The 14,492-nt window shown below is 70.5% G+C and carries 10 protein-coding genes; 6 read left to right on the top strand and 4 right to left on the bottom strand.

Translation table 11 applies throughout. From position 1 onward, the window contains the following. Positions 1-160: 160 nt before the first annotated feature. Complete coding sequence (locus D0Z08_RS31265) at positions 161-1,630, bottom strand: ABC transporter substrate-binding protein (protein ID WP_118929196.1); 1,470 nt, start codon at positions 1,628-1,630, stop codon at positions 161-163. A 209-nt stretch (positions 1,631-1,839) separates the two neighbouring features. Between D0Z08_RS31265 and D0Z08_RS31260 the strand changes: the two genes are divergently transcribed. Further along, the gene (locus tag D0Z08_RS31260; RefSeq protein ID WP_118929195.1) at positions 1,840-3,291 is read left to right on the top strand and encodes an aldehyde dehydrogenase family protein; all 1,452 of its coding nucleotides are present in this window, start codon (positions 1,840-1,842) and stop codon (positions 3,289-3,291) included. An 83-nt stretch (positions 3,292-3,374) separates the two neighbouring features. Here D0Z08_RS31260 and D0Z08_RS31255 read toward each other — a convergent pair whose 3' ends face one another. After that, complete coding sequence (locus tag D0Z08_RS31255) at positions 3,375-4,631, bottom strand: aspartate aminotransferase family protein (RefSeq protein ID WP_118929194.1); 1,257 nt, start codon at positions 4,629-4,631, stop codon at positions 3,375-3,377. Between the two features lie 68 nt (positions 4,632-4,699). Between D0Z08_RS31255 and D0Z08_RS31250 the strand changes: the two genes are divergently transcribed. Genes D0Z08_RS31250 through D0Z08_RS31235 form a run of 4 tightly spaced genes read left to right on the top strand, consistent with a single transcriptional unit; the run spans position 4,700 to position 9,779 of the window. Beyond that, positions 4,700-6,172 carry an NAD-dependent succinate-semialdehyde dehydrogenase gene (locus tag D0Z08_RS31250; RefSeq protein ID WP_118929193.1) on the top strand — a complete coding sequence of 491 codons (1,473 nt, stop codon included), beginning with the start codon at positions 4,700-4,702 and terminating at the stop codon, positions 6,170-6,172. Between the two features lie 13 nt (positions 6,173-6,185). Then, positions 6,186-7,256 carry a tartrate dehydrogenase gene (locus D0Z08_RS31245; RefSeq protein ID WP_118929198.1) on the top strand — a complete coding sequence of 357 codons (1,071 nt, stop codon included), beginning with the start codon at positions 6,186-6,188 and terminating at the stop codon, positions 7,254-7,256. Beyond that, complete coding sequence (locus D0Z08_RS31240; RefSeq protein ID WP_118929192.1) at positions 7,253-8,434, top strand: trans-sulfuration enzyme family protein; 1,182 nt, start codon at positions 7,253-7,255, stop codon at positions 8,432-8,434. Before D0Z08_RS31245 ends, D0Z08_RS31240 begins: the two co-directional genes overlap by 4 nt. 25 nt (positions 8,435-8,459) lie before the next feature. Continuing rightward, a complete protein-coding gene (locus tag D0Z08_RS31235) occupies positions 8,460-9,779 on the top strand; it encodes an MATE family efflux transporter (RefSeq protein ID WP_245994679.1) in 1,320 nt (439 codons plus the stop codon). 81 nt (positions 9,780-9,860) lie between these two features. Here D0Z08_RS31235 and D0Z08_RS31230 read toward each other — a convergent pair whose 3' ends face one another. Then, the gene (locus D0Z08_RS31230) at positions 9,861-10,586 is read right to left on the bottom strand and encodes a VIT1/CCC1 transporter family protein (protein ID WP_118929191.1); all 726 of its coding nucleotides are present in this window, start codon (positions 10,584-10,586) and stop codon (positions 9,861-9,863) included. Positions 10,587-10,802: 216 nt separating this feature from the next. On the opposite strand from D0Z08_RS31230, the gene D0Z08_RS31225 reads away from it, so the two are divergent. After that, the gene (locus tag D0Z08_RS31225; RefSeq protein ID WP_118929190.1) at positions 10,803-11,162 is read left to right on the top strand and encodes a cupin domain-containing protein; all 360 of its coding nucleotides are present in this window, start codon (positions 10,803-10,805) and stop codon (positions 11,160-11,162) included. A 1-nt stretch (position 11,163) separates the two neighbouring features. On the opposite strand, the gene D0Z08_RS31220 is transcribed toward D0Z08_RS31225, so the two are convergent. Continuing rightward, complete coding sequence (locus D0Z08_RS31220; RefSeq protein WP_118929189.1) at positions 11,164-14,286, bottom strand: NAD-glutamate dehydrogenase domain-containing protein; 3,123 nt, start codon at positions 14,284-14,286, stop codon at positions 11,164-11,166. Positions 14,287-14,492: the final 206 nt, after the last annotated feature.

The raw sequence follows: 14,492 nt of genomic DNA, 5'->3' as shown, positions 1-14,492 counted from the left end.
CCTTCCGAGCCAGGTGCAGCGCCGCGGACAGGCCGGTCAGACCCGCACCCACCACCGCCACCTCGGCCCGACCACCGACCTCGGTCCGCGACCGATCAGGCCCCTGCGGAGCAGTGTCGAGCCAGTACGACGTGAACTTCATGACGACCTCACCCTTCCCTCAGCCACCGAGCGCGAGGTCGGCGGTGAGGACGTAGTACTCCAGCGGGTGGGGCTCGAAGCCCTCCACCGCGGCCTGGGTGCCCCAGGCAGCGCCCTCGTGCAGGAGGAACAGGTTCGCGGCGTCGCTCTGGAGCTTCTCGGCGATCTGGGCGTACACCTCGTTCCGGGCCTCAGCGTCCTCGATGGAGAGGACGTCCTCGAGGATCCGGTCGACCTCGGGGTCGCAGTACTTCGCGAGGTTGTAGCCACCCTCGCAGGTGTAGTCGGAGAGCAGGTATCCGGCCGGCTCGGCCACGTCCACCAGGTAGCCCCGGGAGAGCAGAGCGGCGTCGAAATTGCCGCCGAGCAGGTCGGGCTCGAGTGCGGTGTACTCGCCACCCCTGATCTTGACGTCGATGCCGAGCTCCCCCAGCTGGTCCTGGATCACGGCCGCGACGTCACCGAACTCGGGACGGTCGTTGTAGGCCAGCAGCTCGATCGACAGGTCGGAGGGATCGACGCCGGCCTGGTCCAGGAGGGACCGAGCCTCGTCGACGTCGTAGGCAGGGGGCTCGGCGCCCTCGGGAGCCCACGGCGAGTCGGGCGCGAACGGCCCGACGGCCGGCTCACCGGTGCCCTCGTAGATGCTGTCGACGATCGCCTGGCTGTCCACCGCGTGCTGGAGCGCCTGGCGCACCAACGGGTCGTCGAACGGCGGCCGGCTGTTGTTGAGGAGCAGGACCGTGGTTCGCGCCACCGAGAGCTCGAGGAGCTCGACGTTGGAGTCGTCCCGCAACGTGGCGAGGTTGGCGGCGGGGATGCCGCGGGCGATGTGCGCCTCGCCGGTCTGGACCTGCGTGGCCCGGGTCGCACCGTCGATGACGAAGCGCATCTCGGCAGAGTCCAGCTGGACGTCGCCGCCCCAGTAGTCGTCGTTGGCCTCGAGGTGCAGGGACTGCCGGGGCACCTCCTCGGTGACCTCGAACGGGCCGGTGCAGGTCCCGAGGATGTCGATCTCCTTGCCCTCGTAGGCCTCGGGGGCCATGATCCCGGCGTTGGGGCTGGCGACCCGGAGCGGCACGAGCGGGTCGGCCTTGGGCGTCGTGATCTGGACCGTGGACTCGTCGGTGGCCTCGATCGTGGCGATCACGTCGGGGTTGAACGCGAGAGCGGGAACCTCGGCCTCCAGCAGGTGGTTCAGGGCTCCTGCGACGGCTTCCGCGTCCATCGGCGTGCCGTTCTGGAACTGCACGTCGTCGCGAAGGACGAACTCCCAGGTGGTGGGGTCGATCTGCGACCACTCGGTCGCCAGCATCGGCTCGAGCTCGCCGTCGTACCCGTACTTCGACAGCGTCTCCAGGCACCCCGCCCGCACCAGCCCGTGGGCGTCGCCGCTCTCGAGCGCCCACGCCGCACCAGGGGGGATCAGCTCGTCGTAGACCAGGTGACCGCCCTGGCCTCCTGCACCGCCGCCACCGTTGCTGTTCATGCCACAGCCTGCAGCGGCCAGGGCAGCAAGGGCGATCCCACTTGTCCAACGAAGTCGCGTCATCTCTGGGCTTTCCTTCTCGTCGTGCCGGCCACCCGGCGTACAGCTCCCGAGGGTGTGTCCTAGGTCACTAAGGATTCATCGAGTGTTGCCGATTGTCAACAACCTGGAGTTGACGATCTTGCTTTCCTCCCGTCACAGTAGACGCCATGAGCGACCTGTCGGCCCCGTGGACCCCTCCTGCCGGCGCCTTCTGGGACGGCGCATGGCGATCCCCGTCGGAGGGCTTCCCGGTCATCGATCCCGAGGACGGTACCGAGGTCGGTCAGGTCGGGGACTGCTCCCCTACTGACGTCGACGCGGCCGTGCGTGCCGTCGCCGACGCCGCGCTGCAGGGCGAGGCGTGGCCGGTGTGGCGCCGTCGCGAGACCCTCCACGAGGCTGCGCGGCTGCTGGCCGCGCGCCGAGAGCTCTTCGTACGGCTGCTCTCCCGTGAGGCCTGCAAGCCCGTTCGTCACGCGGAGGCCGAGGTGAGGCGCGCACTGGAGACGGTCCGTCTCTCGGCCGAGCAGGCCGACCGCCTGGAAGGACGCACTCTTCCCTTCGGCGACACGCCGCGCGGCGCCAACCGGATCGGCTGGTTCACCCGCGAGCCGGTCGGGGTGGTCGCAGCGATCACCCCGTTCAACGACCCGCTCAACCTCGTCGCCCACAAGGTCGCTCCTGCCCTCATCGCTGGCAACGGCGTCGTGCTGAAGCCTTCCGAGCAGACACCCCTCACCGCGCTCGCGTTCCTGGAGGTCCTCCTGGACGCCGGTGTCCCCGCCGACCGCCTCGCCGTCGTCCCCAGCCGGGGCGTGCAGGCGGGAGCCGCGCTCGTGAGCCACCCCCTCGTGGACATGGTCTCCTTCACCGGTGGCTGGACCAGCGGGAACGCGGTTGCTCGTGCCGCGGGCGCGAAGAAGACGCTGATGGAGCTCGGCGGTCTCGGCACCGTGCTCGTGCTCGGCGACGCCCACCTCCACCAGGCAGCCGCTGCCATCGTCGACGGCGCGTTCGGCAACACCGGGCAGAACTGCCTCTCGGTCCAGCGCGTGTTCGTCGCAAGGGAGCGCGCAGCGGAGCTGCTCGACCTGGTCGTGCGGGGGACGCGCGAGCTCGTCGTCGGCAGCAAGGCCGACCCGGCCACCGACATCGGCCCCCTCGTCGACGAGCCGGCAGCAGAGCGGGTGGAGGCGTGGGTCTCGGAGGCGGTGAGCGCCGGGGCGACCGTGCAGATCGGCGCCAAGCGGGACGGGTCGTACTACTGGCCCACGGTGCTGACCGACGTCCCGGCCGGCTCGCGGGTCCTGACCGAGGAGGTCTTCGGCCCCGTGGTCTCGATCGAGCCCGTCGACACCCTCGAGGTCGCCGTCGACGAGGTCAACGGGTCCGACTACGGCCTCCAGGCCGGGGTGTTCACCCGCGATATCGACGCGGCGCTCGACCTCGCGCGACGTCTGCGCGTCGGCGCGGTCATGATCAACGACACCGGCGACTTCCGGATCGACGCCATGCCCTTCGGGGGTGGCAAGCGGTCCGGCGTCGGGCGCGAGGGCGTCCCGTACGCCGTCGACGCCATGACCGAGCCGAAGATCGTCGCCATCCACACCGTCACCTGATTCCATCACCCCCCACCGGGGCCTGACGCCTTCCCTTCCAGCCCGCGTCAGGCCCCGGCTTCTTTTCTGGGGTCTTCCTGAGGTCAGGAGCCGGCGACGTCGGCGACGACGCCGGACCAGATCTCCAGGGCGTCGTCGACCTGCTGCTCGGTGACCACCAGCGGCGGGATCATCCGGACGACGTTGCCGAACGGCCCGCAGGTCAGCAGCAGCAGCCCACGGCTGGCCGCCTCCTGCTGGGCACGCGCCGCGGTGGCGGCATCCGGCTCCCCGTCCGCGGTCCGGAACTCGTTGCCGAGCATCAGGCCGAGGCCCCGCACGTCGCTGATGGCAGGGGTGTCGGCGGCGACCTTGTTCAGGCCCGCCTCGAGTGTGGCACCAACGTCGCGGGCGTTGTCGACGAGCTTCTCGTCCGCGATGACGTCCAGGGTCGCGAGGGCCGCAGCACAGGCGACCACGTTGCCGCCGTACGTCCCGCCCTGGGAGCCCGGCCACGCCTTGGCCATCAGGTCGGACGAGGCCGCGATCGCGGACAGCGGGAACCCGCTGGCCAGGCCCTTGGCGGTGACGAGCACGTCCGGCGTGACGCCGAAGTGCTCGTGGCCCCAGAACCGGCCGGTCCGGCCCCAGCCGGTCTGCACCTCGTCGACCACGAGGAGGATGCCGTGCTTGTCGGCCCGCTCGCGAAGGCCGGCCATGAAGGCCGGGTTCGCAGGCACGTAGCCGCCCTCCCCGAGGACCGGCTCGATCACGAACGCGGCGGTCTCTGCCGGGGCGGTGACGGTGGCCAGCACGTAGTCGAGCTCGCGGAGCGCGAACTCGGTCGCCGTGGCCTCGTCCCAGCCGTAGCGGTGCGCGGTCGGGAACGGCGAGATCGCGACCCCGCCCATGATCGGGGAGAAGCCGGCGCGGAACTTGGTGCCGGACGTGGTCATCGAGGCCGCACCGATGGTGCGTCCGTGGAAGGACCCGTGGAACACCACGACATTGGGTCGCCCGGTCGCGTGGCGCGCCAGGCGCAGCGCTGCCTCGACGGCCTCACTGCCCGAGTTGGAGAAGAACACGGAGTCGAGCGGCTCGGGGAGCACCTCGCCGAGCCGCTCGGCCAGCGTGAGGAGCGGCCGGTGCATGACGGTCGTGTACTGGCCGTGGATGAGCTTCCCGATCTGCTCCTGGGCGGCCGCCACGACGCGCGGATGGCAGTGCCCCGTGCTCGTGACACCGATGCCGGCAGTGAAGTCGAGGAAGCGCCGGCCGTCCTCGTCATAGAGGTAGACGCCCTCGCCACGCTCGACGATGACGGGGGTGGCTTGTTTCAACAGAGGCGAGAGGGATGCCATGAGGCCTTCTCCTTGGTAGAGTGTCGACAACCTACAGTCATACTACAGACAAAACTGAGGAGAGCCCCATGGTCGACAGCACTCGTGAGCGGGAGGTCGTCCGGTCGGTGCCGACCGGACTCTTCATCGGAGGTGAGTGGCAGCCGGCCGAGAACGGCGCCACCTTCGCCGTCGACGACCCCTCGACCGGCACCAAGCTGGCCGACGTCGCCGACGCCACCCCCGCCGACGGCATGCGAGCGCTCGACGCCGCCGAGAAGGCACAGGCCGGATGGGCGGCGGTCCCGCCCCGCGAGCGCAGCGACATCCTGCGCCGGGCGTACGACCTCCTGCTGGAGCGCCAGGAGGAGCTCGCCCTCGTGATGACCCTCGAGATGGGCAAGCCGCTGTCCGAGGCCCGCGGCGAGGTCGCCTACGCGGCGGAGTTCTTCCGCTGGTTCTCCGAGGAGGCGGTCCGCATCGACGGCGGGTTCGCCGTGGCGCCCAACGGACAGGGCCGCCTGCTCGTGATGCGGCAGCCGGTCGGCCCCTGCGTCCTGATCACGCCGTGGAACTTCCCCATCGCCATGGGCACCCGCAAGATCGGCCCGGCGGTCGCGGCAGGCTGCACGATGATCATCAAGCCGGCAGAGCAGACGCCGCTCTCGATGCTCGCCCTTGCGGCGATCATGAAGGAGGCCGGCCTCCCGGACGGCGTGCTGAACGTGGTGACGACCACCGACCCGGCAGCCGTCATGGAGCCGATCATCCGCGACGGGCGGGCGCGCAAGCTGTCCTTCACCGGCTCGACCGCGGTCGGCCGCAAGCTGCTCGAGCAGTGCGCCGACCAGGTCATGCGCACGTCGCTGGAGCTCGGTGGCAACGCACCGTTCGTCGTGTTCGAGGACGCGGACCTCGATGTCGCCGTCGAGGGCGCGATGCTCGCCAAGATGCGCAACATCGGCGAGGCGTGCACCGCCGCCAACCGCTTCTACGTCCACTCGTCGGTCGCCGACGAGTTCGCGCGCCGCCTCGCGGAGCGCATGAGCGCCCTGCCGATCGGCCGCGGCGTCGAGGACGACGTGGTCGTCGGTCCGCTCATCGACGCCGCCGCCCGCGACAAGGTGAGCTCGCTGGTGGCCGACGCGGTGCAGCGTGGCGCCGAGGTCCTCACGGGAGGCGAGGCGCTGGAGGGCGAGGGCTACTTCTACCCGCCCACGGTCCTCACCGGCGTCCCTCGCGACGCGCGGATGCGGCACGAGGAGATCTTCGGACCGGTCGCGCCGATCGCGACCTTCGAGACCGAGGAGGAGGCGATCACCGCCGCCAACGACACCGAGTACGGGCTGGCGTCGTACATCTTCACCCGCGACCTCGCCCGCGCCCTCCGCGTGAGCGAGCGGATCGAGACCGGGATGGTCGGCCTCAACCAGGGCATCGTCTCCAACCCCGCCGCCCCGTTCGGGGGCATGAAGCACTCCGGGCTCGGGCGCGAGGGTGGAAGGGTCGGCATCGAGGAGTTCCTCGAGATCAAGTACGTCGCCGTCGCGACGACCGCCTGAGGTGCGCGCAGCCATGGCAGATCCCGCCGCCGGGCGACGCATCGCCCTCATCCCGGGCGACGGCATCGGCATCGAGGTCGCGGACTCGGCACGCCAGGTCCTCGGACGACTTGATGAGCGCTTCGGCCTCGGGCTGGACATCGACGAGTACGACTGGTCGTGCGAGCGCTACCTCGCCGAGGGCGCGATGATGCCGGACGACGGTCTGGCGACCCTCCAGGAGTACGACGCCGTGCTCCTGGGTGCCGTCGGCCGGCCCGACGTGCCCGACCACGTCTCGCTGTGGGGACTCCTGATCCCCATCCGCCGAGCGTTCCAGCAGTTCGTGAACCTGCGGCCGGTGCTGTCGTTCGAGGGTGTGAAGAGCCCGCTCGCCGATGCCGAGCAGCGCCCGATCGACCTGGTGATCGTCCGCGAGAACAACGAGGGCGAGTACAGCCAGATCGGGGGACGGTTCAACCGGGGGCTGGCGGACGAGACCGCCGTGCAGGAGGCCGTCTTCACCCGCCGCGGCATCACCCGGATCGCCGACTACGCGCTCGAGCTGAGCGCGGAGCGCCGCCGGAGGCTGACGTCGGCCACCAAGTCCAACGGCCTCGTGCACTCGATGCCGTTCTGGGACGAGGTGGTGCGCGAGCGTGCCGACCAGCACCCCGAGGTGGACCTGACCGAGGAGCACGTCGACGCACTCGCGGCGAAGCTGGTGCTGAAGCCGGAGTCGTTCGACGTGATCGTGGCGAGCAACCTCTTCGGCGACATCCTGAGCGACCTCGCAGCAGGGGTCACCGGCAGCATCGGCATCGCGCCCTCCGGCAACCTGGACCCGACCCGGCAGCACCCCTCGATGTTCGAGCCGGTGCACGGTTCAGCACCCGACATCGCCGGCAAGGGCATCGCCAATCCGGTCGGGATGCTGTGGTCGACAGTGCTGATGCTCGAGCACCTGCAGGCCGACGAGGCCGCGGCCCTGCTGATGTCGGCGATCAAGGACACGCTGCGCCGACCGGAGACCCGCACCGCCGACGTCGGCGGCACGGCGTCGACCGAGCAGGTGACCACCGCGGTCCTGGACCGGCTCGCATGAGCGCGGGGCGACCGGCCCGGGCGGAGCGGTTCATGCCGCGGACCCGGCCGGTCGTACCGCCGATCCACCAGTCCGTGACGTACTTCCTCGACGACCTTGCCTACAAGGACGTCCAGGAAGGCGGCCTGGACGAGGTCTGGTACGGACGGTTCCGCAACCCGACCGTGGACGTCGCGGCCGAGGAGGTGCGCGACGCCGAGTCGGCGGAGGCGGCCTTCATGACCTCGTCCGGCATGGGCGCCATCGCGACGACCCTGCTCACGCTGCTGCGCCGCGGTGACCGCGTGGTGGCAGCCCGGCAGGTGTACGGCGACACCCGTGACCTGCTGGTGCGGGACCTGCCGACCTGGGGCTTCGACGTGGAGCAGGTCGACGCGACCGACCTCGACGCCTGGCGCGCGGCCGTGGCAGCGGGCCCGACGAGGGTCGTGTACGTCGAGACCCTGGCCAATCCCCAGCTGGACCTGGCCGACCTCCCTGCGATCGCCGGGATCGCCCACGAGGCGGGTGCGGTCCTCGTCGTCGACAACACCTTCGCGACGCCGTACAACGTCCAGCCCCTGGCCCTGGGTGCGGACGTCGTGGTCCACTCGGCGACGAAGTTCCTCAACGGTCACTCCGACGCGATCGCCGGCGTGGTTGCCGGGCCGGCGGAGCTGGTGCGGGAGGTGCAGCGCCGCGTGATCACGCTCGGCACCTGCCTCGACCCCCACGCGGCCTACCTCGTCTGGCGGGGGCTGCAGACCTTCGAGCTGCGGATGTCGCGGTCGAACGAGACCGCGCGCTCACTGGCCGCCGCGCTGTCGGCCCGCGACGACGTGGTCGGCGTGCGCCACCCGTCGCTGCCGGACTACGAACGGGCCGAGGTGGCACAGCGGGTGCTGCGTCGTGACGGCGATGCGCTGCGCGCCGGCGCCATGGTGTCCTTCACCGTCGACGGTGGGGACGAACGGGCGCTCCGGGTCATGCGGCGCCTCGAGATCGCCTGCGAGGCGACCAGCCTCGGTGGTGTGGAGACGCTCGTGAGCACGCCGTTCAACTCCTCGCACTTCTCGCTGACGCCCGACGAGCGCCGCGCCGCCCGCATCGACGACGGGATGATCCGGGTCTCGTGCGGCGTCGAGCCTTCCGACCTGCTCATCGACGACTTCAACCGGGCGCTCGACCAGGAGCGCTGATGCGCATGAGGAAGCCGCTGGAGTGGTGACCAGCGGGAACGGTCGAACCATCGACCGGGAGATGTGGCGGCTCGCACTCCCGGCGCTCGGCGCGCTCCTGGCCGAGCCGCTGTTCCTGATCGCCGACAGCGCGATCGTCGGGCACCTCGGCACTGCCGAGCTCGCCGGTCTCAGTGTCGCGTCGGCCGTGCTGCTCAACGCGGTGATGTTGTGCATCTTCCTGGCCTACGGCACTGCGGCTACCGTCGCCCGGCGGGCGGGAGCCGGTGACGTCCGGGCCGCCCTCACCCAGGGCATCGACGGCATCTGGCTGGCGATCGCGATCGGTATCGCCCTCCTCGTCGTCGGGTTCCCCCTCGCCCCCGCCCTCGTCGACCTCTTCGGCACCTCTGCGGAAGCGACGCCCCATGCGGTCGTCTACCTCCGGATCAGCCTGCTCGGCGTTCCCTCCATGCTCGTCGTCCTCGCGGCGACCGGGGTCATGCGAGGCCTGAAGAACACCCGCACGCCACTGCTGGCCGTCGCCGTCGCCGCTGCGGCGAACGTGGTCCTGAACCTGCTGCTCGTCTACCCCGCCGGCCTCGGCGTGGCCGGCTCCGCGCTGGGCACGGTGCTCGCCCAGACCGGCGCCGCCGTCTGGTTGGCCGCCGTCGTCGTGCGCGATGCCCGCGCCCAGGGAGCGCCCCTCCGACCCGACCGGGCGGGAGTCCTGGCCGCCGCGACAGCGGGGATCCCGCTGCTGGCGCGCACCGCACTGCTGCGCCTGACCCTGCTCTGGATGACGTTCGTGGCCACCGCACAGGGCGACGTCTCCCTGGCCAGCCACCAGATCGCCTACACCCTGTGGTTCCTCCTCTCCACGGCGCCCGAGGCATTCGCGATCGCCGGGCAGGCGATGGTGGGGCACGCGCTCGGAGCCAGCGATCGCGCCGGTGCGCGGTCGATCGCGGGTCGCGCGATCGCGTGGGGTCTCGGCACCGGGCTGGCCGTCGCCGTCCTGCTGGTGGTGCTCCGGGCGGCGTACGTCCCGCTCTTCACGGCCGACATCGCCGTCCAGGACCTCGTCTGGTCACTCGCCGTCGTCGTGGCCGCGACGCAACCGGTCGGTGCGACGGTCTACGTGCTCGACGCCGTCCTGATCGCTGCAGGCGACGGTCGCTACCTGGCCGTGACCATGTTCGCGGCCTTCGCCGTCTTCCTCCCTCTCGCCGCCCTGGTCCTCGCGACGGACGCGGGCGTGGTGGCGCTGTGGTGGGCCCTGGTCGCCTGGCTGCTCGCCCGGCTCGTCACCATCACGTGGCGCTACCGGTCCGGCGCGTGGCTGCGGGTCGGCGCCACCGTCTGACCCCGCGCGACACCGCGAGCAGGAACGAGAGAGGGGCCCCGCGCTCTCGGCGCGGGGCCCCTGACGGGGGTTGGACGGGAGTCAGCTGACGTTCACACCGATCGCGAGGCCGACGAGGTATGTCGCCCCGGCGGCCACCGCTCCGAAGAGGAGCTGGCGCACCGCGCTCCACCACCACGACTGGTTGGTGGCGAGCGACGCGAGCCCCCCGGCGACCAGGAGGCCGAACGCACCGACCAGCAGGCCGGCAGCGAGCGAGGCGTAGCCGAGCAGGAAGGGGATGAGCGGCACCAGCGCGCCGAGCGAGAAGGTGAAGAACGACGAGACGGCGGCGACCTGGGGCGACGGCTTGTCGGTCGGGTCCAGACCGAGCTCCTGGATGACGTGCACCAGCGCGGCCCGGTCGGGGTCGGCGTGGATCTCGCGGGCGGCCGAAAGGGCCGTCTGTTCCGTCATTCCCATATCAGCCAGCATGTGCGCCAGTTCGCGCTCCTCCATCTCCGCATTGTTCTGAATTTCGAGGATTTCGCGCCGCCATTCGCGATCGACCTGCTCATTCTGAGTTTTTACCGAGGCATATTCGCCCATGGCCATGGAAAACGCTCCGGCCACCAGGCCGGCGAGACCGGTGAGCACGATGAACCGCGGGCTTGCGCCGGCGGCGCCAACCCCCGCCACCAGGGCGATGTTGGTCACCAGACCGTCCATCGCACCGAAGACAGAGGCACGTAGCCAACCACCGGAGACATCGGCGTGAACATGTCCGATCTCGGCTGGACCGGAGAGAGAAATTGGTGCGTGAGACATGATGGATATCTTACGGTGGGGGGGTATCGTCCGCAACGAAGGAAAGGCTCTCTTAAAGGGCTCGCAAAGGGCTGGATAAGAAGATAGATAAACCTATCCTCACCAGTCGAACGCGCATTTTCGGCAGCGACCTCGTTCGCATGTCGGGCCGTCCAGAGCAGCGCGCCCCGCCCCGGTAGGCTGTTGTCAACAATCGACTATCTACGAGGTGACACCATGTCCTACGTCCACCAGCAGGCTTCCGTCGTGACCGGCCCCCTCGAGGCGAAGGGCCAGCGTGAAGGCGCCGACAGCGGGGATCCGCAGATCTCCTCGATCGCGTTCGACGCTCCCGCCGAGGTGCGTTTCGGCGTGTGGGAGTGCGAGCCCGGCGGCTGGCCGATCGCCGAGCGCGCCGACACCGAGACCTGCTACATCGTGAGCGGACGCTTGATCGTCACCGACGGCGCGACCGGCGAGAATTACGAGGTCTCGGCCGGCGACGTGATCGTGCAGCCGAAGGGATGGTGGGGTCGCTGGGACGTCATCGAGACGATCCGGAAGGTCTACACCATCGCGGTGCCTGAGGTCTCCTGACTCAGGCTCCGACTGCGTGACAAAGGTCGCGGAGCACCTGGACGCCCACGGTGAGCATCGCGACGTCCACGTCGCCGCTCCCCGCGAGGCCCGCGTACGCCGAGCGTGCGCGGGCCAGCGCGTCCTCGTGCTCGCGCACCCACGCCGCCAGCCCCCCGGAGGCGAGCACGTCGGTGGCGATGGCGATCGTCAACGTGGCCAGCTCGTCGCGCAGGGCCGCCTTCGCGAGCTGGACCCAGTGCGGGTCCGCCGCGTTGACGGGGATCGTCGCGTACAGCCAGGAGAGTCCCACCGTGTCGCCGATCCTCGCGCAGGTCTCCTCGAGCTCGACGACGTCGATGCCGCTCTCGTCGGCGGCCGACGCCAGGGCGAGCGCGGCCTGGAGGCTGGCCACCGCCCGGCAGGCGGTGACGAGCTGCTCCGGAGCACCGAGCTCGACGAGCGCGGCGAGGCCGGCGGCCAGCGGCGACCCACCTCCGACGGGAGGCCGGGCGATCAGGGTCTGCCGCAGCCGGGAGACGGTCGGCGCGTAGGCCGCCGCTTCCTGGTCGATCGCTCCGAGCCGGCTGTTCCGGCGTACCAACCAGGACGCGTTGTGCTCGAGGGCTCGTTCCAGCGCCTGTCGGATGGGCATCGTCGGAGCGACGGGGTACGGCGCGAGACCGTCCCACAGCTCGTCGATGCCGAGCAGGTCCTTGACGATGAGGACCGAGCGGATCGCCTGGTCGGTGCTCGCACCGGTGCGGTCCTCGATTCGGTAGACGAAGCCCGGTCCGACCCGATCGATCAGGTCGTTCGCGATCCTGGTCGCGATGATCTCGCGGCCGAGCTGGTGAGCGGCGATCTGCTTGGGGAACCGCTCCCGGAGCGCCCCCGGGAAGTACCGGGCCAGCGCGACCGCTGCTCCCGGGTCGTCGGGGATGTCGCCCTCGAGCAGCAGTTCGTGGACGAGGTTCTTCGCGTGAGCGAGGATGACCGCGATCTCGGGCCGGGTGAGACCGCGATCGACAGCCCGCCTCCGCTCGATCTCGGCGGCTGTCGGCAGGTGCTCCCGCCCACGGTCGAGGCCGTGCTCCTCGAGGTTGCGCATCACCTGGTCGTGCCGGTCCAGCACGGCGGCGCCGTATCCCTCGGCGACACTGATCGCGAGCGTCTGGCGATCGCTGTCCGCAAGCACCTCGGCGACGACCTCCGCGGCACAGTCGGCGAGGATCCGGTCCCGCTCCGCACGATCGATGAGGCCGTCCTCCTCCACCGCGCGCAGCAGGATCTTCAGGTTCACCTCGCGGTCGGAGGTGTTCACACCCCCGACGTTGTCGATGAAGTCGGCGTTCAGTCGCCCGCCCGCGAGGGAGAACTCGATCCGAGCGGCCTGCGTGAGTCCCAGGTTCCCGCCCTCACCGACGACACGGCACCGCAGCTGGTCGGCCGTGACCCGGACCCGGTCGTTGCCGCGGTCGGACACATCGGCGTCGGACTCGTGGGACGCCCGCACGTAGGTGCCGATGCCGCCGTTCCACAGCAGGTCCACGGGAGCGCGGAGAACCGCCCGGACCAGCTCGTCGGTGGGCAGCTCCTCGACCTCGATCCCCAGCGCGTGCCGTGCCTCGCGGGAGAGGCGGACCGAACGACCGGTCCGCGGGAACACTCCGCCGCCCCGGGAGATCAGCGCCGGGTCGTAGTCGGCCCATGACGAGCCCGCCAGCGACGCGAGCCTGGTCCGCTCCACGAACGACGCGGCAGGGTCGGGATCGGGGTCCAGGAAGACGTGCCGGTGGTCGAAGGCCGCCACCAGGCGGAGCTTGTCCGACAACAGCATACCGTTGCCGAAGACGTCGCCCGACATGTCGCCGACACCAACCGCTGAGAACTCGTCGGTGTCGGGGTCGATCCCCAGCTCGGTGAAGTGCCGGCGCACGGCGACCCAGGCGCCGCGAGCCGTCACGGCGAGCGCCTTGTGGTCGAACCCGGTCGAGCCGCCGGAGGCGAAGGCATCGTCGAGCCAGAACCCGGCGTCGACAGCCTCCCCGTTGGCCAGGTCCGAGAACGCGGCGGTGCCCTTGTCGGCCGCGACCACGAGGTAGGGGTCGGGCCCGTCCGTGACCACCACGCCCGGCGGATGCGCGACCTCGTCGTGTCCCCGGTCATCGGTGACCTCGAGAAGGCCACGGACGAAGAGCCGGTAGCAGCGCCTGACCTCCGCGGCCGCCGCGGCGGGTGCGAGCCCTGCCGTCGGCACCTTGACGACGAACGCGCCCTTCGCCCCCGCAGGCACGATCAGCGAGTTCTTGACCTGCTGGGCCTTGGCGAGGGCGAGCACCTCGTCCCGGTAGTCCTCGATCCGGTCCGACCACCGCAGGCCGCCCCGCGCGACCCGTCCGTACCGGATGTGCAGGCCCTCCACGTCGGGATGGTGCACGAAGGTCTCGACCCTCACCTCCGGGTCGGTCGGGAACGGCAGCCTGGCCGGATCCAGCTTGAGCACGATCGTCGGCACCGACGCGCCGGAAGCATCGGTCCGGAAGTAGTTGGTCCTCGTCACCGCCTCGAACAGGCCCGAGTACCAGTCGAGGACCCGGAACTCGTCGCGGGTCTCGGCCGCCTCGGCGTACTTCGCCAGAAGGTTCTCGGCCGGCGCCGCGGACACCGGGTCGAACCGCTGCTCGAACGCGTCGACCCAGTGGCGCACGAAGTCACCGTGCGCCGACAGGATGCCGCGGACGTAGGACCGGCTGGCACCGAGGCCGGCCTGCCGCAGGTACTGGTAGGCCGCCCGCACCAGCTGGACCTGCCTTGCCCGGAGGTGCGTCTCGGTCACCAGGGACGCGAACACGTCCTGGTCGACCGACCCGTGCCAGGCCGCGACGAACGCCTCGGTCATCAGCGGCAGCACGTCCTCCGTCGACGACTGCTCGACCTGCGAGAACACGAAGGCGTCGGCGGCCGCCTCGGGCCGGTGGTCGATCAGCCGCAGCCCCAGCTGCTCGAAGATCGGCAGGACCCGCGACAGCACGGGTCGCTCTGCAGGCCAGCGGACCAGGCAGCGAAGGTGCGACCCGTCCACATCCCACTCGACCCGAGGCGTCGACGGGCCGGTCGGGTGGGCGTTCGTCGGGATCGTCATTACTTCACTTGTCCGCATCATCGTCGTGCTGAAGCCGGTCTCGCCTCAGCGAACCATGTCCTTGGCCTTGTAGTAAGTGCCGGCGAAGGGGAGGAACCAGGGGGGTCCGAAGTGGCCGGGGATGCGCTTGAAGGTCAGGTCGCGCCAGGGGTTGGCCTGGGGGGTGCCGTTGAGGTACTCGGCCATCTGCTTGCCCATGTGGGTGG

Origin of the sequence: Nocardioides immobilis, from assembly GCF_003515065.1 — a bacterium.
Classification (GTDB): Bacteria; Actinomycetota; Actinomycetes; order Propionibacteriales; family Nocardioidaceae; genus Nocardioides; species Nocardioides immobilis.
This window is presented reverse-complemented; position numbering and strand designations above follow the sequence as displayed.